This window comes from Mitsuaria sp. WAJ17, assembly GCF_014174515.1.
Lineage (GTDB): Bacteria > Pseudomonadota > Gammaproteobacteria > Burkholderiales > Burkholderiaceae_C > Roseateles_B.
In genome coordinates this window covers 50,948-77,846 of record NZ_JACJUG010000025.1, presented here as the reverse complement: position 1 = coordinate 77,846, position 26,899 = coordinate 50,948, and the positions used below count along the sequence as shown (strand labels likewise).

At 67.8% G+C, this 26,899-nt stretch carries 16 protein-coding genes; 7 read left to right on the top strand and 9 right to left on the bottom strand.

The window, feature by feature from the left end; genetic code table 11:
- A partial coding sequence (locus H5407_RS18485; RefSeq protein WP_183105962.1) for an alkaline phosphatase D family protein occupies positions 1-1,244 on the top strand: 1,244 nt, incomplete at its 5' end.
- Positions 1,245-1,598: 354 nt separating this feature from the next.
- On the opposite strand, the gene H5407_RS18480 is transcribed toward H5407_RS18485, so the two are convergent.
- Positions 1,599-2,078: a VOC family protein gene (locus H5407_RS18480; RefSeq protein ID WP_183105961.1), complete on the bottom strand. Its 480-nt coding sequence runs from the start codon at positions 2,076-2,078 to the stop codon at positions 1,599-1,601.
- A 64-nt stretch (positions 2,079-2,142) separates the two neighbouring features.
- A complete protein-coding gene (locus H5407_RS18475; protein WP_183105960.1) occupies positions 2,143-4,962 on the bottom strand; it encodes a diguanylate cyclase in 2,820 nt (939 codons plus the stop codon).
- A gap of 108 nt (positions 4,963-5,070) precedes the next feature.
- Here H5407_RS18475 and H5407_RS18470 point away from each other — a divergent pair, with 108 nt between their 5' ends.
- Positions 5,071-5,577, top strand: coding sequence for a GNAT family N-acetyltransferase (locus H5407_RS18470; RefSeq protein ID WP_183105959.1), 507 nt, complete (start codon positions 5,071-5,073; stop codon positions 5,575-5,577).
- 86 nt (positions 5,578-5,663) lie between these two features.
- On the opposite strand, the gene H5407_RS18465 is transcribed toward H5407_RS18470, so the two are convergent.
- From H5407_RS18465 to H5407_RS18440, 6 genes are all read right to left on the bottom strand, one after another.
- Positions 5,664-6,839: an alkane 1-monooxygenase gene (locus H5407_RS18465; protein WP_404935642.1), complete on the bottom strand. Its 1,176-nt coding sequence runs from the start codon at positions 6,837-6,839 to the stop codon at positions 5,664-5,666.
- A gap of 114 nt (positions 6,840-6,953) precedes the next feature.
- Positions 6,954-7,406 (bottom strand): DUF3224 domain-containing protein, encoded by a 453-nt coding sequence (locus H5407_RS18460; protein ID WP_183105958.1) that lies wholly within the window; start codon positions 7,404-7,406, stop codon positions 6,954-6,956.
- 198 nt (positions 7,407-7,604) lie between these two features.
- Positions 7,605-10,316 (bottom strand): pitrilysin family protein, encoded by a 2,712-nt coding sequence (locus H5407_RS18455; protein WP_183105957.1) that lies wholly within the window; start codon positions 10,314-10,316, stop codon positions 7,605-7,607.
- A 91-nt stretch (positions 10,317-10,407) separates the two neighbouring features.
- Entirely contained in the window at positions 10,408-11,133 is a 726-nt protein-coding gene (locus tag H5407_RS18450) for a site-2 protease family protein (protein WP_183105956.1), read from the bottom strand.
- Positions 11,130-12,104 (bottom strand): DUF2167 domain-containing protein, encoded by a 975-nt coding sequence (locus H5407_RS18445; RefSeq protein ID WP_183105955.1) that lies wholly within the window; start codon positions 12,102-12,104, stop codon positions 11,130-11,132. The genes H5407_RS18450 and H5407_RS18445 overlap by 4 nt, the downstream gene beginning before the upstream one ends.
- A 172-nt stretch (positions 12,105-12,276) precedes the next feature.
- On the bottom strand, positions 12,277-14,304 hold the full coding sequence (locus H5407_RS18440) for an Ig-like domain-containing protein (protein ID WP_183105954.1): 2,028 nt from the start codon (positions 14,302-14,304) through the stop codon (positions 12,277-12,279).
- A 321-nt stretch (positions 14,305-14,625) separates the two neighbouring features.
- Between H5407_RS18440 and H5407_RS18435 the strand changes: the two genes are divergently transcribed.
- Positions 14,626-16,233 (top strand): S41 family peptidase, encoded by a 1,608-nt coding sequence (locus H5407_RS18435; protein ID WP_183105953.1) that lies wholly within the window; start codon positions 14,626-14,628, stop codon positions 16,231-16,233.
- Between the two features lie 75 nt (positions 16,234-16,308).
- On the opposite strand, the gene H5407_RS18430 is transcribed toward H5407_RS18435, so the two are convergent.
- Positions 16,309-19,872, bottom strand: coding sequence for an indolepyruvate ferredoxin oxidoreductase family protein (locus H5407_RS18430; protein ID WP_183105952.1), 3,564 nt, complete (start codon positions 19,870-19,872; stop codon positions 16,309-16,311).
- A gap of 1,138 nt (positions 19,873-21,010) precedes the next feature.
- On the opposite strand from H5407_RS18430, the gene H5407_RS18425 reads away from it, so the two are divergent.
- The 4 genes from H5407_RS18425 (at position 21,011) to H5407_RS18410 (ending at position 26,876) form a co-directional block, all read left to right on the top strand.
- The gene (locus H5407_RS18425; protein WP_183105951.1) at positions 21,011-22,063 is read left to right on the top strand and encodes a TraB/GumN family protein; all 1,053 of its coding nucleotides are present in this window, start codon (positions 21,011-21,013) and stop codon (positions 22,061-22,063) included.
- Between the two features lie 818 nt (positions 22,064-22,881).
- Positions 22,882-23,283: a hypothetical protein gene (locus H5407_RS18420; protein ID WP_183105950.1), complete on the top strand. Its 402-nt coding sequence runs from the start codon at positions 22,882-22,884 to the stop codon at positions 23,281-23,283.
- Positions 23,284-23,412: 129 nt separating this feature from the next.
- On the top strand, positions 23,413-24,756 hold the full coding sequence (locus H5407_RS18415) for an HlyD family secretion protein (protein WP_255501314.1): 1,344 nt from the start codon (positions 23,413-23,415) through the stop codon (positions 24,754-24,756).
- Positions 24,756-26,876, top strand: a complete 2,121-nt coding sequence (locus tag H5407_RS18410) for a peptidase domain-containing ABC transporter (protein WP_183105965.1) — start codon at positions 24,756-24,758, stop codon at positions 26,874-26,876. Before H5407_RS18415 ends, H5407_RS18410 begins: the two co-directional genes overlap by 1 nt.
- The last annotated feature ends 23 nt before the right edge of the window (positions 26,877-26,899 follow it).

Sequence of the window (26,899 nt, the reverse complement as noted above, 5' to 3'; positions counted from 1 at the left end):
TGGAGGCGGCGCTGCAGGCCGCCCTGGCCATGGACGCAGTGGAGCTGCGCCACGCCTTCGTGCCCCGGCCCGAGCCCGAGGAGGCCGCGCCGCGCGAGGAAGGCCTGAGCTTCATCCTGGCCGCCTGCCAGTACCCGCCGGGCCTGCTGGACGCACGCCAGGGCGCCGAGCGCGACCCGCGCCGCGCCGGCCCCGTGGACGCGGCGATGGCACGGATGGTGGACTTCACCCGCCACACGCCCGAGGGCCGCGCCTGCTCCCTGCTGCTGATCGCGGGCGACGAGATCTATGCGGACGCCAGCGGCGGTCTGGCCGACGCCCACAACTCCGTGGAGCGCTATACCCGCGCCTACCAGCACTTCAAGGCCGGGCTCGTCCGCCATCTGCCGCCGACGCTGCAGCGCATCGTCCACGCGCCGGACGACCACGAGATCGAGGACAACTGGGGCCCGGTGCTTCGCGGCGACGGCCGGGTGGACGGCGGCCGCTGGATCGCGCCCGCCCGCGCCGCCGCATGGGCCGCGCGCTGGGAGCCGGGCGAGCGTGAGGGCCTGCATCGGCATTTCTGGCACCGCTTCGACTGGCGCGGCGTGCGTTTCTTCATCTGCGATGCACGGCTGGAGCGCCAGCCGCGGCCACAGTCCCGCCTGATGTCCGCCCGCATCATGGGCGATGAACAGTGGCGGGCCCTGCTGGCCTGGCTCGCGCAGAAGGACGATCGCCCGCGCGCGGTGCTCAGCGGCTCCCTGCTGCTGCCGCGCCGTCGCAGCGTGGCCGAGTACCCTGGCGCCGCGGCGGCCAGCGATGCCTGGGATGGCTTCCCCGCCAGCCAGCATGACCTGCTGCGCGCCCTGTGGCGGCATGGCGCACAGGACGTGGTCTTCCTCTCCGGTGACGAGCACCGCAGCGGCTACGCCACCGCCTGGGTGGGCGTGGACGACGGCAATGGCGGCCTGCGCGCGGACCAGCCCCGCGTCCGCCTGCTGAGCGTCCACAGCTCAGCCCTGCACGCCCCCTGGCCCTTCTCCGTTACCGATGTCGAGGCCTTCCAGGTGCCGGACAGCTTTGCGCTGATGCCCGAGGCGCAGGAGGGCGGGGTTCGCCTGCGCTGCCTGGTGACCGAGTGGGTGGACCATCCTGGAGACGGCTTCGCGGTCCTGCGATTCCAGGCGGGCCGGCTGGCACTGGGCTTTGATCGGGCCCGCAGCGGCCTGCGTTTCGTGGACTGGGGCGGGCCGGACTGAGTTCAAGAAGCAAGACCTGACCCTGTTCGGTCGTGCCTCTCTTTGAGCCCCAGCGCTGGCGCCCAAGGCGGGACCCGCGCAGCATTGGCAAGGGGCGCTGCAGGGTCCTTGGCGCATCGTCCAGGCGGAACGTGTCCGGGGCACGGAGAGGCACCTCGACCTCGTCCCCTGGGCGTGAGAAGACCGGGCGCGCAGTGCGGGCAGAAGAGGCGGCCGGCCAAGTGAGGGCTCGGGCCGCTCAGCTCGACGGCGGATTCTGAGACGATGGCCGAGTCGTGAAAGAGGGCGCCGTGGTGCTTGCGGCAGTCCAGGCCCTGGCACAGGCCCACGCGCGGGGCTGGCCACGGGCCGCCCTCAGCCGCGACGTGCCGCCTCGATGGCGGCGATGTCGATCTTGATCATGTTCATCATGGCCAGGAAGACCCGCTTCGCGACCGCCGGATCAGGGTCCGAGATGCCCTCGCTGAGCACTCGCGGTGTGATCTGCCAGTGCACGCCCCAGCGGTCCTGGCACCAGCCGCAGGCGCTGGGTCGGCCGCCGCTGTTGAGCAGGGCGTCCCAGAGCCGGTCGGTCTCGGCCTGGTCCTCTGTGGTGACCTGGAAGGAAAAGGCCTGCGTCGGCGGGAAGCCCGGGCCGCCGTTGAGGCCCAGGCAGGGAATACCCATGACGCTGAACTGAACCGTCAGCACGCAGCCGGCCTTGCCGCTGGGGAAATCGGCCGGCGCCCGGCAGATGGCGCCCACATGGCTGTCGGGGAAGGTGCGGGCATAGAACTCGGCGGCCTCGAGGGCCGTGCCGTCGTACCAGAGGCACAGGGTGTTCTTGGGTGTCATAGGGAGGCTCCGGATGACAAGGGGTGGATGCGAAGGCGCCCGGGGGCATGGTGCTGCGCAAAGACTAGCCCAGGCCCGGCGCGCCCGCCTCGCCGCCGGTCCGGGCGGGTGCAGGGGGGCTGGCATGCGGGCTCAGTCGCTGTGCAGCCAGCATGACGCGGTCCCGACCTTCGCGCTTGGCCGTGTAGAGCGCCGCATCCGCTGCATCGATCAGCCCCTGAGCTTGCTCGCCGTGACCGGGGAAGATGGCCAGGCCCAGCGAGGCGCTGAGCGGCCCGAGCGGCCGCCCGCCGTGGCTTGGCGCCAGCTGGCGCACGCCCTGCAGCAGCTGTTCGGCGCGATGCAGGGCCAGCTCGGGCGGCAGCTCAGGCATCAGCACCACGAACTCCTCGCCGCCGAAGCGGCAGACAACGTCGCTGGCACGTACGCAGGCTTCCAGCGCGCGGCCGACTTCCTGGAGCACGAGGTCACCTGCGTCATGCCCGTGCCTGTCGTTGAACTGCTTGAAATGGTCAACATCGATCAGCGCGATGGCCAGGGGCAGCTGGCTGCGGCGGGCGCGCGCGAGCTCACGGCGCAGGGCTTCGTCCAGGAAGCGGCGGTTGTACAGGCCGGTTAGGGGATCGCGGATGGACTGCAGGCGCAGCGTCTCTCGCAGTCGGATATTGGCCAGGGCCAGTCCCATCTGCTCGGCCAGGGCGACGGCCAGGCGCTGGCGCATGTCGCCCTGCTCGGCCTCGAGGCTTGGACCGCGGTGCAGGACCAGCAGCAGGCCGAAGGTGTCACCCTGTGCCACCAGCGGCAGGCAGGTGCTCGCCACGGTCTGTGCGTCCAGGCGCAGGTGGGGGCAGCACAGGGGGTGCCCGTCGCCCCTGAGCAGGTGGGGGCGCCCGCGCCGCAGGGCCCAGCAGGCCTGGCTGCCGAAGCTGGGATCGGCCTCCTGCGGGTCGCCCCAGCTCATCTGCTCCTCCAGCAGCTCGCTGCCTGGGTTCAGCAGGTACAGAGCCCCGCTGCTGGCGGGGAAGAGCCGTGGCCCGTAGCGCCCCAGGCAGTCGTAGGCTTCGTTCGGGGTCTCGCAGGCCTGCAGGAAGCTGGACAGCTCGCCCAGCAGGCTGACCTCGCGATAGGTCTGGCCGACAACGGCCAGGCTGCGCTCCAGCTTCTCGTTGGCCGCCAGGAGTGCGGCCTCGGCCTGCTTGCGGGCCGTGATGTCATGCGACACCCACAGCGTGCCCTTGGACGGGTCGTGCACGTCCATCAGCTTGCTGTGCGTGCTGACCTCGATGAGGCGGCCGTCCTTGGCCAGCAGCTGCGCTTCGCCGATCCACACCTCGCCGCGGTTGAGCGTTTCATAGGCGCTGCGGCCGAGGGCCTCGAAGTCCTCGTCGGAGGGGAAGATGACGCGGGTGGACTGCCCGATCAGCTCGCCCGGGCCGTAGCCCAGCATCTCCTCCATGCCGCGGTTGCAGCGTATGGTCTTGCGCTCGCGCACCAGGTGGATGCCGGCATTGGTGTTGTCGAAAATGGCCTGGAGCTCGATCAGCGCCTGCTGCAGCGCCCGCTCGCTCTCCTTGCGGGCGGTGATGTCCTCGGTGATGAAGATGGTGCCCTTGGTGCGGTCCTGCGGGTCGATGGCCTTGGCCAGCATGCGGCACCAGAACAGCGAGCCGTCGCGCCGCCGCATCTGCAACTCCACATCCAGGCGCTGCCCGCTGCCCAGTACCGGGATGGCCTTGCGGCCGAGTTCCTCGAAGGAGGCCTCGTCGGGGTAGACGACCAGGGTGGGCTGGCCGACCAGGGCGTGAGCGGGCCAGCCGAACATCTCGTCGAAGCGCTCGTTGCAGTGAAGGAAGGTGCGATCGCGCGTGAAGGTGATGCCCAGGGAGGCGTTGTCGAGGATGGCCTGGTATTCGAGCAGCAGCTCCTGACGCGCCGCCTCGGCCAGGCGTCGCTCGGTGATGTCCACGCCCACCCAGATCGTGCCCTTGGACGGATCCTCGGGGTCGATGGCCTTGCCATGGCTGCTGCACCAGATGCGTCGCCCGTCCTTGCGTACGGCGACGGTGTCTCCCACATAGGCCTGCCCCGCATGCAAGGCGGAGCGCGTGGCCTCGCCGTAGGCCTGCCAGGCCTCGTCCGACTCGAAGTAGACGCGGGTGGACAGGCCGTCGAGCTCACCGGGGCCGTAGCCCAGCATCTCTTCCAGCCGGCGGTTGCATCGGAGAACGCGGCGTTCGGCATCGACGACGAGGATGCCGACGGTGGCGTTGTCGAACAAGGCCTGCTGCTCCAGCAACGCGTGCCTCAGCTCGGCCGTGCGCTGCTCGACGAGCGCCTCCAGCTGAGACTGGTAGCGCTGCAGCTGCTCCTGCTTGAGCTGCTGCTCGATGGCGATCCCGCCCAGCTGCGTCGCCACGGCCAGCAGCTCCAGCTCGGACTGCGCCGGCGTACGCACAGCCTTGTAGTACATCGCGAAGGAGCCCAGCACGCGGGACTGGGTGGACAGGATGGGCGTCGACCAGCAGGCCCTGAAGCCGTCAGCCTCGATCAGCCCCTTGTAGGCGGCCCAGCGCGGATCGCTGCAGATGTCGGAGACGATGACTGTCTGAGCCAGCGCCATGGCGCTGCCGCAGGATCCGGCGTCCGGGGCGATGGCCGCGCCGCCAAGGGCCTTCAGATAGCGGTCGGGCAGGCGCGGGCCCACGCCGTAGCGGATGTGCAGGCCGTCCTCGTCCAGCAGCAGCACCGAACAGTACAGGTCCTCGGCCTGGGCCTCGATCAGCCGCGCCAGCTGTTCAAGGATGGACGGCAGGGGCGCGCCGCGGGCGATCATCCCCAGCAGCTGGCCTTGGCCGGCGTAGAACGACATGGGTGCCAACGACATCGCCATCCTCCCAGGGGCGCTTGTGCGGTGCGGGGCATCTTACGCGGAGGGTGTTCCTGTCAAGAAGGGGCAGGCCACAATTCAGCCCCCGCGTTCCAATGGCCCAGCATGCCTCCTGCTCGAATCTACCTCCGCCCGCCCGAGGCCGGCGACGCCCCCGCCTTCCTCGCCGCCGTGGCCGCCAGCCGGCGTATGCACGGGGACTGGGTGTCTCCGCCAGCGGATGCCGTGGCCTACCTGGCCTGGCTGGACCGCATGCGCCAGCCGGGCCAGCAGTCCTTCCTGGTCCTGCGGCGCGACGACGAGAGCCTGGTGGGCGTGATCAACCTCAGCCACATCGTGATGGGCGCCCTGCGCAGCGCCTACCTTGGCTACTACGCCTTCGCAGCGAACGCCGGGCAGGGTCTGATGAGCGAGGGCCTGCAGGCCGTCTGTCGCCATGCCTTTCGCGTGCTGAAGCTGCACCGCGTGGAGGCCAACATCCAGCCGGGCAACGCCGCCTCGCTGGCCCTGGCGCGGCGCTGCGGCTTCCACAAGGAGGGCTTCTCGCCGCGCTACCTCAAGATCAAGGGCCGCTGGCGAGACCACGAGCGCTGGGCGCTGCTGGCCGACTGAGGGCCTGCGCTTCGGGCCGGGCCTGTCCCGGGGGCAGAGGACAGGGTCAGGTCTTGCTGGTGGCTGCGGCCCGCAGGGGCTTGCGCTCAGCGCGCCGCGGCGGCCTTCCAGCGCGCCAGCAGGCGTTGCCGGCGAGAGGGCTGCAGATTGGCCCGGCCGAGGTCGCCGCCGTAATGGGCAACCACCCGCGGGTCCATGACCCGGAACCACAGCGGCGGCACGTAGGCCAGCAGCAGCATGCCGGCATAGCCCGAGGGCAGCTGCGGGCTTTCGTCGAAATGGCGCAGCACCTGGTAGCGGCGGCCGGGGTGGGCGTGGTGGTCGCTGTGGCGCTGCAGCTGGTAGAGGAAGACGTTGGACACCCGATGGTCGGAGTTCCAGGAGTGCGTGGGATCGCAGGGCGCGAGGCGGCCCTGGGCATCGCGCGGGCGCAGCAGGCCGTAGTGCTCGATGTAGTTCACGACCTCCAGCAGGCTGATGCCGTAGGCCGCCTGGGCCGCCAGGAAGAGCAGCACCGGCGCCCCCAGCCACAGCGCCAGGACGCCGTAGAAGAGCAGGGTCATGGACCAGGCCTGCAGGCACTGGTTGCGCCAGTGCCAGGCGGGCAGGCGCAGCCGGGCCAGACGCTCGGCCTCGATGGCCCAGGCCGAGGCCAGGCTGCCGAAGACCGTACGCGGCAGAAAGGCCCAGAAGCTCTCGCCCATGCGGCTGCTGGCCGGGTCCTCCGGCGTGGCCACGCGCAGGTGGTGGCCGCGGTTGTGCTCCACATAGAAGTGCCCGTAAGCCACCGGCGCCAGGGTGACGCGCGAGAGCCAGCGCTCCCAGCGCGGCCGCTTGTGGCCCAGCTCATGGGCGGTGTTGATGCCCACGCCATTGATGCCGCCCACGCTGAGCACCAGCCCCAGCCAGCCCCACAGGCTCAGGGCTTGCGTGGCGGCCACCCAGGCGCCCTGCACGGTGAGCCCGTACTGCAGCGGCACGAAGAGCACGACCAGCACGCGGTACCAGGGGTCGGACTCGATGCGGGCGCGCTGGTCCTCGGGGGTGTTGCTGCGGTCCTGACCCAGCAGGGTGTCCAGCAGCGGGATTCCGGCATAGACCACCAGGGTGCTGATCCACAGCCAGATCTCATCGCCCGTGGCCAGGTAGCGCAGCACATTGAGCCAGACCAGGGCCGGGAAGGCCGGGGACATCAGCCACCACCAGCGCTTGGGGTCGCGCCAGCGGGCCTGGGGGGGCGTTGGGGAACTCAGCGTGCTCATCCGTCCTCCTCTGTGCCGAAACGCCGCGGCGGGGCCATGCTGCGCCCGGCCCCGGCAAGCGTCAATCCCGGGAGGAGGTGGCGATACCGACAGGCGCCGCCTCGCCGTCCACGCTCAGTGCGGGGTGGCGTCGACTGCGGCCGGCAAGGTGTAGACCAGCTCGTAGTGGTGCACGCCGCCCTCGATGCGCAGGGTCAGCTCGCCCGTGATGCCCTGCAGCGCGCCTGTGCCGGAGCCCGGGACGAGCGCGATGCGAAGGTCCTGCCGCCCGGCATGCATGAGGCCCAGGTGGGCCAGGGCGAAGCCGCCCGCGCGGCCCTGCAGCGTGCCCTGGAAGGACTCCAGCGCCACATACGCGGCCTCGCCCTGCTGGGGATGGCCGGCGGCCAGCATCTCGCCCAGGGAGCGGCCCTGGAGACCGCCTTCGTACTGCTTCTCCAAGGACCGGCGGGCCTGGGGCGGGCCGCCGTCGGGGCTGGGCATCATCTGCGGAGCCTGGATGCTGACCTTGAAGGCGCCGCTGCAGCGCTGGGGCGCGGCAGTCCCGGCGTGGGGGGCTTGTGACATGGCGAGGGGTCTCCCGAGCAGAAGGTGCCTGCCTCGCCCGGCCAGCGCCGCGTGGCGCAGGATGCGCAGCGTGGCGGGCCGGGGCGTGGTCAAGAAAGAAACATGAAAAAAGGGGCCAGCCTTTGGCCAAGGCGGGCCCCCTCATCGCTGCCGGCACGGATGCCCCGGGCCTGCGCACGGGCAGGCCGGGGGCCGGCCTTACTTGAAGTCGCCGGCGAACACGAGCTGGAAGGCCTCCAGCTTAAAGTGCTTGCGCAGGGCCGCGTTGACCTGCTCCAGCGTCTGCTTCTGCAGGGCCTCGTCCAGCTTCTGTTCGCGCTCGAAGCTGCGGTTCAGGCGCTGCTGGCTGCTGAGCATGCCGGCCACGGCACCGTCCTGAGCCAGGCCCAGGCGGCGCTGGTTCAGCAGGGCCTGCTTGGCTTCGTCCAGCTCCTTGGCATTGAAGCCTTCCTTCAATGCGCGGGCGACTTCCTCGCGGAAGGCGGTCTCGACCTTCTCACGGTTTTGCGGCGCGAAGATGGCGTAGACATACCAGGCGCCGGAGGGGTCCTCGGCGCCCAGGTTGATGCCGGTGCCGGTGCCGTAGCTGAGGCCTTCCTTCTCACGGATGCGCGTCCACAGGCGCGAGCTGCCGCCGCCGCCCAGGATGTGGTTGGCCAGCTGCAGGGCCGCCAGGTCCGGCGTGCTGTCGTCCAGGGGCAGGGACTGGATGCCCAGCATCATGGCGTTCTGCTTGTCCGGCGTGCGCAGCAGCTGCACCTGGCCGGGCTTGTCCACGTGCTGGCGCGGGATGCGGCTGTAGGCGGCCTGGGCCCTCCAGCTGCCCAGCTCGGCGCTCACGGCGCTCTTGACGGCGGCGGCGTCGAAGTCACCCACCAGTGCCAGCTGGGCCTGGTCGGCGCCGTAGAAGGCAGCATGGAAGGCCTTGAGCTGGTCCAGCGTCACTGCCTTCACGTCCGCCTCTTCTTCCTCGAAGCTGCGCACATGGCGCACGTCGCCACGGGGCTCGGTGTTCAGGGCCACGCCCACGGCCTTCTGCGCGATGCCCTCGGGGTTGTCCTTCTGGGCCTGGATGCCGGTCAGCGACTGGGCGCGCAGCTCCTCCAGGGCCGCGGCCTCCAGACGCGGCTGCTTGAGGATCTCGCCGATCAGGCTGAGGGACTGGAGGGCGAATTCCTTCTTGGTGCTCCAGCTCAGCACCACGCGGTCGGCGGAGGGGCTGCTGATCTGCAGCTCGATCTTGGCGGCGTCCAGCGCGTCGCGCAGCTGCTCGCGGGTCTTGCCGACGGTGCCCATCTTGAGCATGGCGGCGGTCAGCTCGGCCACGCTCTGCTGGCCGAAGAGGCGCTTGGCGTCACCCAGCTGCAGGGACAGCACGCCGCGCACCGCTTCGCCGCGGGTGGGTTTGGGCAGCAGGGCCAGCTTGAGGCCGTTGGGCAGCTGGCTGCGCTGGGTGCTGCGGTCCAGGTTGGCGGGGCTGGCGTCGAAGGCGGCGACGACGCCGGCCGCGGCCTGCGGCTTGAAGCTCTTGAGCTCGGCGGCCACGTCCGCGAAGGCGGGGGTCGGGGAGCGCACGGGCTTCTCGGTCGGGATGTACTGCGACAGCGTGCGGTTGGCCGGCAGGAAGCGCTCGGTGGCCACGCGCTGCACATCGGCCACGGTCAGGGCCTTGACGCGGTCGCGCAGCAGGAAGAACAGGCGCCAGTCACCTTGCGCGATGGTCTCGGACAGGGTGATGCCCACCTGCTCCGGGCTGGTGAAGAGCTTCTCCCAGCGGTTGAGCCAGCGGGTCTGGGCGCGCTTGAGCTCCTCCTCGGTCACGGGGCGATCGGCGAAGCCTTCGGTTACGGCCAGCAGCTCGCGGTTGAGCTCGTCCTGCGAGGCCTTCGGCGCCAGCTCGGCGATCATCATCGTGAAGCCCGGGTCGGCCAGGGCGAGGCCGAAGTTGCCCACGCTGGCGGCCAGCTTGGTCTCCTCGACCAGGCGCTTGTGCAGACGACCGCCAGGGGCTTCGGTGAGGATGAGGTTGAGCACCTCGATGGCCGCCTGGTCCGGGTGTGCGCCCGGGGTCACGTGGTAGGCGGCCAGGCTCATGGGCGTGCCGCCCTGGCGGCGCACGGTGACGGCGCGCTCGCCGTCCTGCACCGGGTCGATGGTGTAGAGCTTGGTCAGCTGACGCTTGGGTTTTTGCAGCTTGCCGAAGCTCTGCTCCACCCAGTCCAGCACCTTGTTCGCGTCGAACTTGCCGGCCACGATGAGGGTGGCGTTGTCGGGCTGGTAGTAGGTGCGGTAGAAGGCTTGCAGCCGGCCGATGTCCACGTTCTCGACGTCGGCGCGGGCGCCGATGGTGTCCTTGCCGTAGTTGTGCCATTGGTACATGGAGGCCAGGGTGCGCTGCGTGGTGACGCCGCCCGGGTCGTTCTCGCCCATCTCCATCTCGTTGCGCACCACGGTCATCTCGGTGTCCAGGTGGCGGCGGGCGATGTAGCTGTTCACCATGGCATCGGCCTGCCAGCTGAGGTACCACTTCAGGTTGTCGTCGTTGGCGGCAAAGGCGGCGAAGTAGTTGGTGCGGTCGAACCAGGTCGAGCCGTTGGCGGCCAGGCCGCGCTTGGTGAACTCGGCCCAGGGGTCCTGGTGCCTGGGGCTGCCCTTGAAGATCAGGTGCTCCAGCAGGTGGGCCATCCCGGTCTCGCCGTAGTTTTCGTGCCGGGAGCCGACGCGGTACGTCACGTTGACCGTGGTGGTGGGCTTGGAGGCGTCCGGGGCCAGCAGCACCTGCATGCCGTTGGGCAGGCGGTACTCGCTGATGCCCTCGACGCTGTGCACGGGTTTGAGTGAATGCGCCTGGGCGCCGAAGGCAAAGGCCAGGCCCAGGGCCAGGCTCAGGGGGTGGAGCGTGCGTGTCATGGTGGCGGTGCGGGTTTTCGACCGCGGCGAGTGTGCACCCGCCGGGGGCGTGATGATGAAAGTCAGAGAAGGCGGGGCGGGAGGGGCGGCCTCAGTGCAGGCCGGCGGGGCGCTGCAGCATCTCGTGCACGTCGTGGCTCATCAGGGCCAGGAAGGCGGCGAGCGCGAGGTAGTAGGTGCCGTACTCCCATTTCACCGCGGCGGGCACGGCGTAGTAGGTTTGGCCCTCGGCGCTGTCGCTGCGGTACTTCCAGGCCTTCCACAGCTGCGGCCAGGCCAGCACGGCCATGAGGATCAGCATGGGGCTGGGGCGCCACACGAACAGCCCCACCAGCAACGGCACGCCCAGCAGCCAGATGCGTGGCGAGAGTACGGCGGTGATGCGCCCGCCGTCGAAGGGCGAGACGGGGATCAGGTTGAAGAGGTTGAGGAAGAAGCCTGCGTAGGACACGGCCAGCAGCCAGTCCAGGCCCCAGCTGCGTGCCAGCAGGTAGCAAACCGTGGCGCCCACCGTGCCCAGCAGGGGGCCTCCGAGGCCAACGAAGGCCTCGGTCTGCGCGTCATGCGGCTGGTCCTTGAGCTCGATCCAGGCGCCCACGAAGGGGATGAAGGTGGGCAGTCCTACGTCCAGGCCCTTGTACCGGGCGGCCAGGTAGTGGCCCATCTCGTGCACGAGGAGCAGGACGATGAAACCTGCCGCATAGCGCCAGCCATACAGCAGGGCGTACACCCCCAGGGCCAGCAGCATGCTGCCGCCGGAGAGCAGCAGCTTGCCCAGCTTCAGCCCCGAGAACAGCAGCAGGAGCAGCTTGATCATTCGGCGGCCTTGCCACCCTCGGGGCGCGGCATGGGCAGGGTGTCCTGGTGGGTCTCGACGGCCACGGCCTCTTCCTTGGGCTTGCGCTTGAAGAACTTGAGGATGGCGCCGCCGAAGCCCAGGACGGCCAGGATGGCCAGCTTGGCGAACTTGGCCAGGAAGGCGAAGATCACCGCGAAGAAGCCCAGCTTCTTGGCGCCCACGCCCAGCACCAGCGCGGCCAGGCCGTACTCGGCCACCTTGTCGGTGCTGCTGTTGAAGTCCGCATAGCGCTTGCCTTCATTGAAGTCCAGCGCGCCCAGCAGGGTCCGGGCCTGTTCCTTGTGCGCGCCCAGCTCCTTCAGGCCCGTCACCAGGTTCAGGCTCAGGTAGCCTTCGCGTCCCAGGACATAGGTGTTGTAGTTGACGCCCTGCTCCTCCTCGGCCGGCGCGCCCTTGCTGCGGGAGCTCATGGCCCAGACCAGGCGGTGGCTGTCGGCGGCATAGGTGGGCTTCTCGGCCCAGCCCACGATCTCCAGTTCAGGTTCGCCCATCTTGGCGCGCTCCGCGTTGCTGGCCTCAGTGCCTTCGCGGTAGGACTTCAGCAGGTCGTCAGCGTTCCAGTCGCGGGCGTCGTCGTCCTTGATGTAGCCGGCGCCCTCGAAGCGCAGTACGGCGAACCAGCCCTCCTCGCCGCCCTCGGGGAAGACCAGGCCCAGCAGGTCGCTGTAGTCACCCGGATTGCCCATGGCGCGCATCAGCTTGGCAGCATGGGGCTGGGGGATGAAGACCTTGCCTGCGGGTAGGTGTAGCACGGCCTGGTTGGCCAGTGTCACGTCGCTGGGGCCGGCCGTGGCGGCCTGCTTGGCCTCGGCGAAGACCTGGGCAGAAGGATCGGGGGCCTCGTCGGCCAGGGCCGGCCGGCCCAGCAGGGCCAAGGGCAGGCTCAGCAGGCATGCGGCGGCCAGGCGCCGCCAGAAATTCTTGTTCATGGGTTCCTCCCTGCGGTGTCGTTACCGCTGATGGTTGTCTGGTGCGTCGGCAGGCCCCGGGGGCCGGCTGCACAAGCGCGGACTGGCGGGCGCGCCGTCGGCGTCGGTCGCGCGAAGCCGCCGCCGCGGGAGTCTAGCAAGGCGCCGACCGGGCGCCTCCCCGCGAGCCGCTTCAGGGCGAGGCCCGCTCGTAGCGATAGGGTGTGCTGGCGAAGGCCTGGTCCGGCTTCGCCAGGGCATGGCCGCCTTCCACCACCAGGGCCCCGGCCTTGTCACTGCTGAGGCCCCACCATTGCAGGACAAAGTCGGCGCTCTCGTTGCCAAGGTGAAGCTGCAGGCTGCCATCCGCGGCCAGCGTCCAGCTGCCCTGGTAGGCGTCGTGATGCGTCAGCAGGCTGGCGCTGCCGTCGGCGCGCAACTGCAGGGTGCGCAAGAGCCGGTTGATGCGCCACTCGCCGATCAGGTCGCTGCGCTGCCAGCTCAGGGCGGGGTCTTGGACATAGGCCTCGCCCAGGCTGGCGCCTTGGCCCTGCGGTCCCTCGTACAGGGCATGCATCACGAACTGACGGGGGGCGCTGCGCTGCATCAGCTGTAGGCGCCAGCGCTGGCTGCTGCCGTTCTCGACCAGCAGCTCGCCGCCGTCCAGGCGCCAGCGCCAGCTGCGTCCCGTGATGCTGCCGTCGGCCCGGAGCTCCAGCGGCATGGCCAGCAGGGGGCCGGCCCCGGTGTGGGCCTTGAGCTCCTGGGTCTCGGCAATGGGCAGGAACCAGCGGCCGGGCACCTCCGCCGCCTGGAGGGGCAGCGGCGCGTCGCTGAGGCCCAGGCTCAGCTGCTCGCCCTGCACGGCGCTGCCGTCCTCGGGGCCGCAGTCGAACTCGCTGGTGCACACGCTGAGCTGCAGCACGTCGCCGAAGGCGAAGCGGCCGAGGCGCCGCAGGCCCTGCAGGTACTGGTGATAGGGGTTGTCGAAGATGTCCGTGCCTGCCACCTGTTCGGTGCCGCTGCCGCTGAGCAGCAGGGCGCCCTTGCCGTTGATCTCCCAGCGCAGGGCGCCATGGGCGGGTGCAAAGCTCTGGCGGGGGCGCAGTTGCCCCGTGCCACCGGTCTGCAGGGTCAGCAGGGCGCTGTTCTTGGCTGTGCTGAAGACGGGCGCCTGGTCCAGGGCGCCGACGGGGCCCAGGATGTAGCGGGCGGGCAGGCTGTCCTGCGTGAAGGGGCTGCGCGCCAGCAGCGCGGTCTGGGCGTCCTGGCGCATGCGCTCAAGGGTGTCGCCCAGGGTGGCTTGGGCCGCGGCACGGAACTGCCGCAGTCCGGTTTCGTCCGCCAGCAGCTGGGCCAAGGTGGCGATGCCTGTGGGCAGTGGCACCAGGCCTTGCCGGGCGGCCTGGACCAGGGCTGTTCGGTCGCCCATGCCATCCAGGGAATAGCCGGACACCGCGTGGCGCAGGGCCAACTCGTCGGTCAGGCTGTCCTGCTGGGTCAGGCTGCGGTGCTGGCCCAGCAGCAGCGCGGCCTCGCCGATGCTCCACTCGTCCACCTTCAGGGCGGAGACGCGGCCGGCCTCCAGGCGCCGTGCGTTGCCGGCCAGGGCCACCAGGGTGCTGCCGGACGCCAGGTAAAGCTCGGCACGGTCGCGCGGGTGGCCGCTGTCTTCCTTCAGGCGCAGGCGCAGCAGGCTGTCCAGCTGGCTGCTGTTGCTGAGCCACAGCTGGAGGCGGTAGCTGCCCTTGTCGTCCGTCTGGGCACTGGCCAGGGCTTGCTCGCCGGACAGCAGCTCCAGGCTGCGGCGCGGCTGCCCCTGGCCGTCCAGCAAGACCTGACCCTCCAATTGCAGCTCGCGGCGCAGGGTCAGCGACACCGTGGCCTGCTGCGTGATCCCCTGTGCGTCGTGCACCTGGTAGGTGAAGCGGTCCTGGCCCAGGGCGTTGGTGCCTGGCGTGTAGCGGATCTTTCCGCCCTCGATGCTGGCCTGGCCCAGGCCGGGCGGCTGCACGCTGTCCAGCACCAAGCCCTGGCCCTGGTCGTTGGCCAGCACGTCGATCAACAGGGCGCCGCCGTTGTCCACCGTGGCACTGTCGTCCCTGGCCTGCAGGGCAGGGGCGACGGTGGTGTCGCCCGAGCCACAGGCACCAAGGGCGAGCAGGCCTGCCAGCAGCAGGACCAGGGGCAGCCGGCGCTGCCGGCTCGTGGTCTGATTCATTGGGACGACTCCTCCGGTCATCGGAAGCCCCGCGGACGGGGGCACGGCGGGACTCCTCCCCAGGGTCCCGGCGAAAGCCTGCAGCGTAGCCGCCCCGCGCGCCCGCTTTGTTGCCGCAGATTGCTGCTCAGGGGCATCCCCCTTGGCGAAAACCCGTGCAGTCCAGCACGCCGGCTCGGGTAATTGTGCGTTTGCCGCCCGCAAGGCCGGGTGCATGGCCAGGCTGCGGTGTCAAATCGCGGGTTTTGTGCGGCGATCCTCGCCGCTGATGATGCAAACCCGGTGTCAGGTGACTCAGATCACCCCGCACGAGGAGGATGGATGAATACACGATGGAATGGGGCGGCCCTTGGCGCCGTCCTGGGTGCCTGCGCGCTGCTGAGCGCCTGTGGCGGTGGCGGTTCCAATGCGGGGGCGCCGGTTTTCGGCAACGTGCCTTCGGACAACTCGACGCCCAGCACACCCAGCACCCCCCCCAGCGAGCCCCTGAAGCCCAGCGCCACGTACGCCCAGCAGTGCGCGCCGGAGAATGCGCAGGCCCCGGCCGGCAACCGCAACGGCAGCCTCAGCCAGGAGAAACGCTGGATGCGCTCGTACTTCGACGAGGCCTACTTGTGGCGCGAGTCCGTGCCCAACGTCAACGCCAGCGCCGCGCCCTTTAGCAACACGGCCGATGTACAGGGCTCCCTGGCAGCCTATTTCGACGCCCTGCGCAGCCCAGTGCTGACGGCCAGCGGCGCACGCCAGGACCGCTTCAGCTTCATGATCCCCACGGCGAAGTGGGTGCAGATGACCCAGGCCGGCGTGGACGCGGGCTTCGGCATCGAATGGACCATCGCCTCTCCGACGCCGCCGCGCGGCATCCGCATCGCCTACGTGATGCCCGGCAGCCCCGCGCAGCGCGCCGGCCTGCAGCGGGGGGATACCCTGCTCACGGTGAATGGCGTGTCCGCCGACAGCAATGAGCGCGCCGGCATCGATGCGCTCAACGACATGATGAGCCCCGACCAGCTGAACAAGCGCTTCGATTTCAGCTTCAGCCGTGCCGGTGGGCAGAACGTGCAGGTGAGCCTGCTCAGTGCCGAAGTCGAGACCCAGCCGGTGACCCTGGACGAGGTGCTGACCGGCACAGATGGCAGGAAGGTGGGCCACCTCGTCTTCAACACCCACATTGCCAAGGGCGAGATCCAGCTGATCGATGCCATGACGCGTTTCCAGCAGGCCGGTGTCTCCGACCTGGTGGTGGACCTGCGCTACAACGGCGGCGGCCTGCTCTTCATGGCCTCGCAGCTGGCCTATATGGTCGCCGGCTCGCAGCAGACCAGCGGCAAGGACTTCGAGCGCAGCCGCTACAACAGCCTGCGCCAGGCCAAGGAAGGCGGCACCACGCCCTTCTACAGCGTCTCCTGCCTGCTCAACGCCAGCTTCCAGTGCACTTCCGAGCGACCGCTGCCCGTGCTGAACCTCAGGCGCGTCTATGTGCTGGCGCAAAGCGGCACCTGCTCGGCCAGCGAGGCATTCATCAACGGCCTGCGCGGCGTGGACGTGGAGGTGGTGCTGATCGGTGGTAAGACCTGCGGCAAGCCCTATGGCTTCACCGCCAAGGACAACTGCGGCAACTCCTATTTCCCGATCGAGTTCGGCGGGGTCAACCACAAGGGCTTCGGCGACTATGCCGACGGCTTCGTGCCCGCCGGCAACGGCGCGACCGGCCTGCCCGGCTGCGTGGTGGCGGACGACCTCGGCCACGAGCTGTCCAACCCGGGCGAGGCCATGCTGGCGGCCGCCCTGGAGCACCGCATCAGCGGCCGCTGCCCGGCCCAGGTCCCGGGCATGCGCCCGGCCAGCGCGAAGCCGCGCGATGGTGACGTGGCGCTCACGCTCAAGCGCTCGCCCGTGCGCAGCAACGCCTTCCACCTGCCGCGCTGATCGCGTCCCCACCCAAGACAAAGCCCGCAGGCCTTCCGGCCTGCGGGCTTCTTTCATGGGGCAGGCCCGGGGGGATCAGGCGGCCTGCCACTGTTTCAGCAGTCCGTCCCACTTGGCGCGGGCGGCATGCACATGGCGCTCCTTCACATGGCCGTAGCCGCGAATCTCTTCGGGGATGCGGGCGATGTCCGCGGCCAGGGCCAGGCGCTCGGCCGTCAGGCCCTTGGCCAGGAGCTGCTCGATGCTGGCGCGGTAGTCCTGGATCAGCTGGCGCTCCATCTTGCGCTCGGCGGTGTAGCCGAAGATGTCCAGCGCCGTGCCGCGCAGGCCCTTCAATTTGGCCAGCACGCCGAAGGCCGGGCGGACCCAGGCGCCCATCTGCTGCTTGATCAGCTCGCCCTTCTCGTTCTTCTTGGCCAGTAGGGGCGGGGCCAGGTGGTGGACGATCTTGTAGTCGCCCTCGAACTGCGAGGCGATCTTCTCGACGAACTTCTTGTCGCTGTGCAGGCGGGCGACCTCGTATTCGTCCTTGTAGGCCATCAGCTTGAACAGATAGCGGGCCACGGCCTCGGACAGGCGCGTGCTGTTGAGCGGCTTCTCGGCCGCGCGAACCTTGTCGATGAAGGCCTGGTATTGCGCGGCGTAGGCGGCGTTCTGGTAGTCCGTCAGGAAGGCCACGCGCTTGGCGATCATCTCGTCCAGGCTGTCGCGCTTGACGATGTTGATCACCTGCTGGGCGGCAAAGAGCGACTGCACGGAAGCGAGGTCATGCGCGCAGCGGCGGCCCCACTCGAAGGCGGCCTTGTTGTTGTCGATCTGGACGCCGTTGAGCTCGATGGCCCGCATCAGGGCCGCGTAGCTCAGCGGGATGCGGCCCTGCTGCCAGGCATAGCCCAGCATCAGCGGGTTGGTGTAGAGCGAGTCGCCCAGCAGCTTGACGGCCACGTCTTCCGCGTCGAAGGCGCGGAAGTGCTCGGCGCCCACGGCCTTGGCCACGGCGGCCTCGCAGGAGGCGCCGGGGAAGGACCAGTCGGCGTTGTTCACCAGGGTCGCGGTGGGCGAACCATGGGTGTTGAGCGCGACGAAGGTGCGGCCCTCACGCATCACGGCCAGCGTGGTCTTGTTGGCGGCCACGATGGAATCGCAGGCGATCACCAGCTGCGCCTCGGCCGTGCCGACCTTGGTGCAGTGGATGTCCTCGGCCTTGTTGGCGATCTGGATGTGGCTCCAGGTCGCGCCGCCCTTCTGCGCGAGGCCGGCTGCGTCCTGCGTGATGACGCCCTTACCCTCCAGGTGGGCGGCCATGCCCAGCAGCTGTCCGATGGTGATCACGCCCGTGCCGCCCACACCGGCCACCACGATGCCCCAGGCCTCGGTGGCATTGGGGATGGTGGGCTCGGGCAGGGTGCCCAGCTTGGCATCGAAGGGCGACACGCGCTTGTCCTTCTTGGGCTTCTTCAGCTCACCGCCTTCGATGGTGACGAAGCTCGGGCAGAAGCCCTTCACGCAGCTGAAGTCCTTGTTGCAGGTGTTCTGGTTGATCTGGCGCTTGCGGCCGAAGTCGGTCTCCAGGGGCTCGATGGACAGGCAGTTGGACTGGATCGAGCAGTCGCCGCAGCCTTCGCAGACCAGCTCGTTGATCACGGTGCGCTTGGCCGGATCGACCAGCTTGCCGCGCTTGCGGCGGCGGCGCTTCTCGGTGGCGCAGGTCTGGTCATAGATGATGGCCGTGGTGCCGGCGATCTCGCGGAACTCGCGCTGGATGCGGTCCAGCTCGTCACGGTGGTGCACGGTGACGCCGGCCAGCAGGGCCACGCCGTTGTACTTCTCGGGCTCGTCGGTGACGATGACCAGCTTCTTCACGCCCTCGGAGATCAGGCTCTGCATGATCTGCAGCACGGTGTGGCCTTCGGCGCGCTCGCCCACCTGCTGGCCGCCGGTCATGGCGACGGCGTCGTTGTAGAGGATCTTGTAGGTGATGTTCACGCCCGAGGCGATGCTCTGGCGGATGGCCAGGATGCCCGAGTGGAAGTAGGTGCCGTCGCCCAGGTTCGAGAAGATGTGCTTCTCGTTGGTGAACCACTGCTGGCCGGTCCAGGGCACGCCCTCGCCGCCCATCTGGGTGAAGGTGGCCGTGTTGCGGCCCGGCATCCAGGTGACCATGTAGTGGCAGCCGATGCCGCCCACGGCGCGCGAGCCTTCGGGCACGCGGGTGGAGGTGTTGTGCGGGCAGCCGGAGCAGAACCAGGGCGTGCGGTCGGCGCCGCCGGCGGCCTTCTCCTCGGCCTTCAGCGCGCTTTCCTTGGCGTCGATGACGGCCACGCGCGCGTCCAGGCGGGCGGCGATGTCGGCGTCCACGCCCAGCTTCTTCAGGCGCTTGGCGATGGCGCGGGCGATGATGGCCGGGGTGAGGTCGGCCTGCGGGCGCAGCAGCCAGTTTTTGCTCGGGTTGGGCAGGCCCCATTCGCCGCCGCTGCCTTCTTCGTTCTTGCCGTCGTCGTCGAACTTGCCCAGCACATGCGGGCGCACGTCGGAGCGCCAGTTGTAGAGCTGCTCCTTGATCTGGTACTCGATGACCTGGCGCTTCTCTTCGATGACCAGGATCTCCTGCAGGCCGGTCGCGAAGTCGCGGGTGATGTTGGCTTCCAGCGGCCACACCACATTGACCTTGTGCAGGCGGATGCCCAGACGGCGGCAGGTGTCGTCATCCAGGCCCAGGTCGTGCAGGGCCTGGCGGGTGTCATTCCAGGCCTTGCCCGAGGCGATCAGACCCAGGCGGTCGTTGGGCGTGGCGATGACGTTGTAGTTGAGCCTGTTGGCGCGCACATAGGCCAGGGCGGCGTACCACTTGTGGTCCATCATCCGCGCTTCCTGATCCAGGGGCGGATCGGGCCAGCGGATGTGCAGGCCGCCAGCGGGCATGGGGAAGTCGTCCGGCGTAATGATGTTGACCCGGTCCGGGTCCACGCTGACGCTGGCGCCCGACTCCACGATCTCCTGGATGGTCTTCATGCCGGACCACAGGCCCGAGAAGCGGCTCATGGCGATGGCGTGCAGGCCCATGTCCAGAATGTCCTGCACGCTGGATGGGAAGAACACCGGGAAGCCCGCGGCCTTGAAGACGTGGTCACTCTGGTGGGCGGCGGTGGAGCTCTTGGAGATGTGGTCGTCACCGGCGATGGCGATCACGCCGCCGTGCTTGGACGTGCCGGCCATGTTGGCGTGCTTGAAGACGTCGATGCAGCGGTCCACGCCCGGGCCCTTGCCGTACCAGAGGCCGAAGACGCCGTCGAACTTGGCCTTCTCCTTGAACAGGTCCAACTGCTGGGTGCCCCACACGGCGGTGGCGCCCAGCTCCTCGTTGACGCCGGGCTGGAACACGATGTTCTGCTTGGCCAGGTGCTTCTTGGCCGCCATCAGCGCCTGGTCGTAGCCGCCCAGCGGCGAGCCGCGGTAGCCCGAGACGAAGCCGGCGGTGTTCAGGCCGTTCATCGCGTCGCGCGTGCGCTGCAGCATGGGCAGGCGCACCAGGGCCTGCACCCCGCTCATGAAGGCACGCCCGCGATCGAGCGCGTACTTGTCGTCCAGGGTGACCTTTTCCAGCGCGCGCAGGATGTGTTCGGGCAGCGGTGCATTCATGCGAGGGGTACTCCGAGAGGGGGTGCCGAAGAGGGGGGCGGACCAGGTCCGGCAGCACCTCGCATCAGGAGGCACTCGCGCTGGCGGCTTGTGGCCGCCGGACCTTCCGGGGGTGGCTGCAGTATGGGCCGGGGAGGGAGTGTAGGGAAAGAGGGGGGGTGTGTCTTTTCTAAGTTTGCGCAATGGCTGGCTTGCGCGGCATTGATTTGCATGAAAAGTCTCGTAATGAGAAATGATTTGATCTCTGATTCTGGAAATAGGGAAAAGTACGGGGCTCGAAGATCTGCTTCGCGGCGCCGGACCCTCCGTCGGGTGTGGCGGCCCTTCGGTAGATCGGCGCTCTAGTGACTTTCGGCACCTGATAAATATTTCAGGTGGCTGTCCCGTGAAACTGGGATAACCTCCCGCTACTCGAACAAAGGCGGACGGCTCGATACAGAGGCGCCGCACAGGCTGAAGAGAAAGCAACGAGGATCGCGCGGTGCATCAGGCACTGCTCGGGGAGAAAGTGCAAAGGCCCGGCCATTTGGTCGGGCCTTTGTCTGTAAAGCCTGGATGATTGATGGCGCATCTCCAGTGCGTGGCATCCGCGTTGCGGCGGTAATTTTGCACGACAGAGTCAAGCACTTTCCCCTCAGGCGCCTGCAATCATTTGCGTAAGCAACCGGGTCCTCAATATTGCAAACTGAGCGGCGGTTGGCTTTGTTCTGGAAATAAGGGGCGATGCCTCAGATTCAATGCTCTTGAGGGAGGCTGCCCAGGAATTGGCTGTTTCTGGCCAATCGCCGCAGGGTCCGTCGGTGAATTATGCGGACAAATGGGAGTAAATAGTGAGAGTGCTTGATTTTAATGAAATTCGCTATATTGCCGGTGGAACTGATACCGCAGGGGCCTGTCTTACGGCTAATAATGGCGTCCAGGTTTGCTAGTTTGCGGATGGTTCGAAGGTTGCCGTGATATGTGACTCGAGGACGACATTCAACGCGCAAGTTGCTCTGGATATCCTGAACTGGAACAAGAGTCGTGGTGGTGGTGGATCGGCTGGCGTAAGCTATAAAACTGAGTCGTTTAATTGCATGGTAGTGGAAATTTCCAGTGCTGCTGATCTAGGCAAGGGAAGCAAGACGCGCCCAAATTAATGCAGGACGAAAAGGGAGGGGTTCCTCCCTTTTTTTGCTTTGAAATGAGAAATACTTTAATCCTTCTGTTTTCTATGTTGAGCAGCATGCTTGCCCATGCTGGCGATGGAGGGGTGAAACATCGTGCGTGGGTTGTTGAATTCCAGGGCGCAAAGGCAACAATAATTCCAGAAACTCACGAGAGTCTTCCCTTTGAGCTTGATGATTACTTTTTCGGGACTGTAATCCCGGCGATCAGGGACGTTGCGGCCGTTCAAGTCGAAAGCGAGGTCGCGCCAGCGCTGGTGGCACCCACAGGGGGCTTCTGTCCTGACGACGAGACCTTGCTTCCGGCTCGCGCGGAGCAGGAGCAGGATGCCGAATTGCTCCGCCGCTGGACAGCCCTTGCTGCGGCGGACGGGCGGACGGGGCAATTCAATTTCGTTGCACTGTCCCTGCCTGTTCAGGTGCTTCTCGCAAGGCTAGATGTGCAAAGGCAACGATCCAGCGCTGGCACGCTACCGGACCGGGCCACAGTCTATGAGTTGGTGCTTCGGGCTGTAAGCGGCGCGTCGTTGGTGCTAGGCCTTGAGTCCTTCGATGACCGTTGGCGGGCCTTCTGCAGTGCGCCAAAAGAAGTTCGAGACGAGGCTGTGATCGAGGCGATACGGCAGGCGGATCGAAAGATTCGGCTCATCAATCAGGACTTGGCGGAGATCGGAAGCGAGGTGCCGAAGTTATCGTTTGAGGCGTCGCTTGCCTGCATTGATAAAGTGCCCCTGTGCTCGGCAGCTACATTCGATATGACGGAGGAACTGCTGGAGGGGGCCGAAAAATTGGGTCTTCCTTGCGGGAAGTGTGCGGCGACCAATTATGTCCTCATCAAGGGGCGCAACCCTCCGATGGCGACCAATATCCTCAAGGCTATGAAAGAGCACCGACGGATCGTGGTATTGCTGGGGGCGGATCACTTGCCTACGCTTCAGTATCAAGATGGCGCGGCGCCGGGAGTTATTGACTTGCTTCGCGCAGCGGGGGCCACGGTTTCCATGCTCATGACGGCAAGAAAATAGGATGGAGCAATAATGTATTGGCTGCTCTCAAGAGGTGATATTTGTCTTTGTGCTGCTCAGAGGATGGTTGAGGTTTTAGAAGGGCTTCATTCAAGGCCAGCCGCAGTGACCGTATGTGGGGAATTGGTCTGAGGTGTTGCGTCGTTTAACGCTAGCGTGCCTGATGTTGCCGACGGGCCTGCCGGCTGTTGGACATGTGAATGTCCATGCCATCAGGCAGCCGGGCACCGTTCGTGCAGAGGCCATCCTTGTGTACGACCTCCCAGGCGATGAGTGGATGCGGACGTCATCGCTGGAGGACCCTGGGATCTAAGGCTCAGTCCGGGACTCGCTTCTGTCCAACGGGCTTGCCATTGTGTCTGCACGGCCCTTGGGTGTTCGATGTGATAGACATTCCGCTGCTGCGCAGGAAGGCAACTGCTTTGACGCCGATGTGACCCACCGCCTTCGTCTGGCGGACTAGCTGTCCCTGCTGCAAGAACAAGTTCAAACGGCGCAAACTCTGGCGCCGAACGCTCCGCTGGTCTTTGTGACGTTTTCAGGGGCGACGCTCCCCTTGTCCCGCTGGCCGGAGACGCAGTCGGCCGATCAATTGGGCAAGGTGTCATGGATAGGGTTGCCCCCTGCTGACATCGCCTCGCGAGGTCTGGCGCTGGCAGAAGCAGGGTGCCTTGCTTGAGGAGGCTCGCGCCATCCCCGGGGCGGGATCCGGGGTGCATTGCTCGTCAGACGCTGCCGTCGGATTCAAGGACCGCCTGCGGTGATTCGTTCCGGATGACGCGGCCGGCTGGACGACATCACTATGCCAAGGTGGCGGATTGCAGGCGCTGGAGAGCGTGCTGAGTCAGCGTTTTGAACGTGAGCTTGCCCAGACGCTGGCTGCCTCCGGTCCCATCAGGGTCCAGGCCCCGGAGGGCGCGCTGATGCTGGACGCACGGTACTTAGCTGATGTGTTCGCCGGGACGGATTCGCCAGTTCGACAACGTCGTCGTCTGAAGGAGCGGGCCGCACTTGTTTATGGCGAGCGCGATATTGCATTGAGTCCGCGCCATCAGCTCGGCACTTGGGTGGATTCGAAGGACGATTCAATCGTAGTGCTGAAGGATGTCGGACATGGCTTCGGCGCAGATGGCGTTGCCTCCCGGCCGGGAGGAGCTTTTCTTTCCGCGCAGGAGTTGGCGCTAGGTGTGCTGGGAGTAAGCTACCCGGCCGAGCGCTGAATCTGCCGTGCTCGCTGCGCCTGCACCCTCATGTCGATCTCAGCCTGCCGTCGGTCCGTGGCGTTGCACACAATGGATAAATTCGGTCGCATTCCAGTGCCGACATCGTAGAAAAGTAGCGTGAGTCAGATGAGGGAAACCCTGTTCAGAACCGAGGTGATGCAAGCCCAGTCCACCCAATGGCTGGGCACCATCCGCATCGGCCGTCCGCCCAGCTTTGCCTGGTTGACGGGCCTCGCCTTGCTGTTGCTGGCCGGCTTGCTGGCCTTTGCCCTGCTGGGCGAGATCAGCCGCAAGGCACGGGTTTCGGGCGTGCTGCTGCCCACCGGCGGGCTGATCGGCATCACCGCGCCGCAGTCCGGCACCGTGGCCGAGTTGCTGGTGAAGGAGGGCGAGGAGGTCCAGGCCGGCCAGCCCCTGCTGAAGATCCGCACCGAGCGCCGCCTGGCCCAGGGCGACGTGGCCCTGCTCAACGCCCAGGCCCTGGCCCAGCGCCGCCAAAGCCTGGACACCGAACGCCTCCTGCAGCAGCAGCAGGCCCGCCAGCGTGCCGATGCCCTGAATGACCGCCTGCGCAGCCTGCAGTCCGAGGAGCGCCAGGCTCAGGGCGAGCTGGACTCCAGCCATCAGCGCGCCCAGCTGGCGCAGAAGAGCCTGGACCGCTTCAACGAGCTGGCGCGCAGCGGCTATGTCTCGGCCGCCCAAGTCCAGCAGAAGCAGGAAGAGCTGCTGGATCTGCAGATGCGCGAGCGCAGCGCCGAGCGCAATCTGCAGGCCTTGCAGCGCGACACCCAGGGCGTGCGCGCCGAGCTGGCCGCCAACGAGACCAATCTGCGATCCGCCCTGGCCCTGGTGGACCGCAATCTGGCCAGCCTGGCGCAGGAGTCCAACGAGAACGAAGCCCGCGGCGCCGTGCTGGTGCAGGCACCCCAGGCGGGGCGGGTGGCCACGCTGTCCCTGCATGCGGGACAGTCGATCCAGGAAGGTCAGACCTTGCTGAGCCTGGTGCCCCAATCGCCAGCGGGCAAGGCGGACCAGGCCCTGGAAGCCCAGCTCTTCGCGCCCAGCCGCACCAGCGGCTTCGTGCAGCCAGGCCAGCAGGTCTGGCTGCGCTATGCCGCCTATCCGTACCAGAAGTTCGGCATGGCCCGTGGCCGCGTGGTGGCGGTGAGCCAGGCCCCCATGTCGATACAGGAACTGCCCAGCGGGCAGAGCCAGTCCCTGCAGGCCGCGGCCCAGGCGAACGAGCCCCTGTACCGCATCCGCGTGGCCCTGGAACGCCAGGATGTGCAGGCCTACGGCGCCAGCCTGCCGCTCAAGCCCGGCATGAGCCTGGATGCCGACGTGCTGCAGCAGCGCCAGAAGGTCTGGGAGTGGGTGCTGGAGCCCATCCTGGCTGTCTCCGGCCTCGCACCTTTCGTGAACACGCCTGAGGACGGCAGCTCTGCGCCGCAGAAAGCCGGGGCCCCGTGATGAAGCTCTTCCTGCAATCCGAAGCCGCCGAATGCGGCCTGGCCAGCCTGGCGATGGTCGCCAGCCACCATGGCCTGGGCCAGGACCTGGGCGATCTGCGTCGCCGCTTCCCCATCTCGCTCAAGGGCGCCAAGCTGTCCAGCCTCATCAGCCATGCCGGGGCGATGGGCTTCTCGGCGCGGCCGCTCAAGCTGGAGTTGGAGCACCTGGGCCAGCTGAGCCTGCCCTGCATCCTGCATTGGGATCTCAACCATTTTGTGGTGCTCAAGAAGGTCGGTGCCAGGTCTTGCGTGGTGCTGGACCCCGCCATCGGCGAGCGCCGGCTGAGCCTGGCGGAGATGTCCAGCCACTTCACCGGCGTCGCCCTGGAGCTGACCCCCAACGCCGACTTCAAGCCACAGAAGCAGGCGCCCCGCCTGTCGCTGGGATCGCTGACGGGCAAGGTCAGCGGCCTCAAGCGCTCGCTGCTGCAGATCCTGGCGGTGGCCGTGGTGTTGGAGGCCTTCGCCGTCGTCGCGCCGTTGTTCAACCAGCTGGTGGTCGATGAGGTCCTCAGCAGCGGGGACTTTGAGCTGCTGGGGGTGCTGATCCTGGGCTTCGGCCTGCTGCTGTTGATCCAGACGGCGCTGTTCCTGGGGCGCTCCTGGATGGTGGTGCTGCTGAGCCAGACCCTGTCGCTGCAGTGGCAGTCCAATGTTTTTGCCCACCTGATCCGCCTGCCCACGAGCTTCTTCGAGAAGCGCCACCTGGGCGACATCACCTCGCGCTTCGGCGCTGTCAACGCCATCCAGCGCAGCCTCACCACTGCGGCGATCGAAGCGGTGCTGGACGGGCTGATGGCCCTGATCGCGCTGGCAATGATGCTGCTCTACTCCGTGCCGCTGACGGCCATCGTGCTGGGCGCCGTGGCGGCCTACGGGGCGCTGCGCTGGGCGGCCTACCGTCCCTTCCGCGATGCCTCGGCCGAGCGACTGGTGATCGCGGCCAAGGAGAACACGCATTTCCTGGAGACCCTGCGCGCCATCACGCCCCTGAAGCTCTACGGCCGCGAGGACGAGCGCCGCGCGCGCTGGCAGAACCTCATCGTCGATGTACAGAACCGCGACGTGCGCACGGCCAAGATGAGCATGGCCTTCCAGACGGCCAACACGCTCATCTTCGGCCTTGAGAACCTGGCCGTGCTGTGGCTGGGCGCGCGCACCATCCTGCAGGGCCAGCAGAGTCACGCTGTCTCGCTGACGGTGGGCATGCTCTTCGCCTTCGTCAGCTACAAGTCGCAGTTCACCAGCCGCGTGGGCAAGCTGATCGACTACGGGGTGGAGCTCAAGATGCTCTCGCTGCACGGCGAGCGCCTGGCGGACATCGTGCTGGAGGCGCCCGAGCAGGACGAAGTGCCGCACAGCGAGCTGGACCACCTGGCGCCCTCGCTGGAGCTGAGGAACGTCTCCTTCCGCTATGCCGAGGGCGAGCCCTGGATCCTCAAGCACGCCAGCTTTAAAGTCGAGGCCGGCGAGAACGTGGCCGTTACCGGCCCCAGCGGCGCAGGCAAGACGACGCTGCTGAAGATCCTGCTGGGCCTGCTGCCGCCTACCGAAGGCGAGGTGCTTTACGGCGGCGTGCCGGTGCGGCACCTGGGCGTGCGCAACTTCCGCCGCCAGATCGGCACAGTGATGCAGGAGGACGCCCTGCTGACCGGCAGCCTGGCCGACAACATCAGCTTCTTCGACACCCATCCCGACATGGACCGCGTCGAGCAGTGCGCCGCCCAGGCCCAGCTGCACGAAGACATCCGCCGCATGCCCATGGGTTACCAGACCCTGGTGGGCGACCTGGGCTCGGGCCTGTCCGGCGGCCAGAAGCAGCGCCTGCTGCTGGCGCGCGCGCTCTACAAGAAGCCCCGCGTGCTGGCCCTGGACGAGGCGACCAGCCACCTGGACATCGCCAACGAGCGGGCCGTCACCGCCGCGCTGGCGCAGATGAAGCTGACGCGCCTGGTCATCGCCCACCGGCCGGAGACCATCGCCGGCGCCCAGCGCGTGGTGCAGGTGCGCGACGGGCAGGTGCTGGAGCTGGCGCGCCAGGTGAGCAACGGGCCGGCGGACAGCACGGCGGCACCCTGAGGCGCCGCCCTCCAGTAGGATGG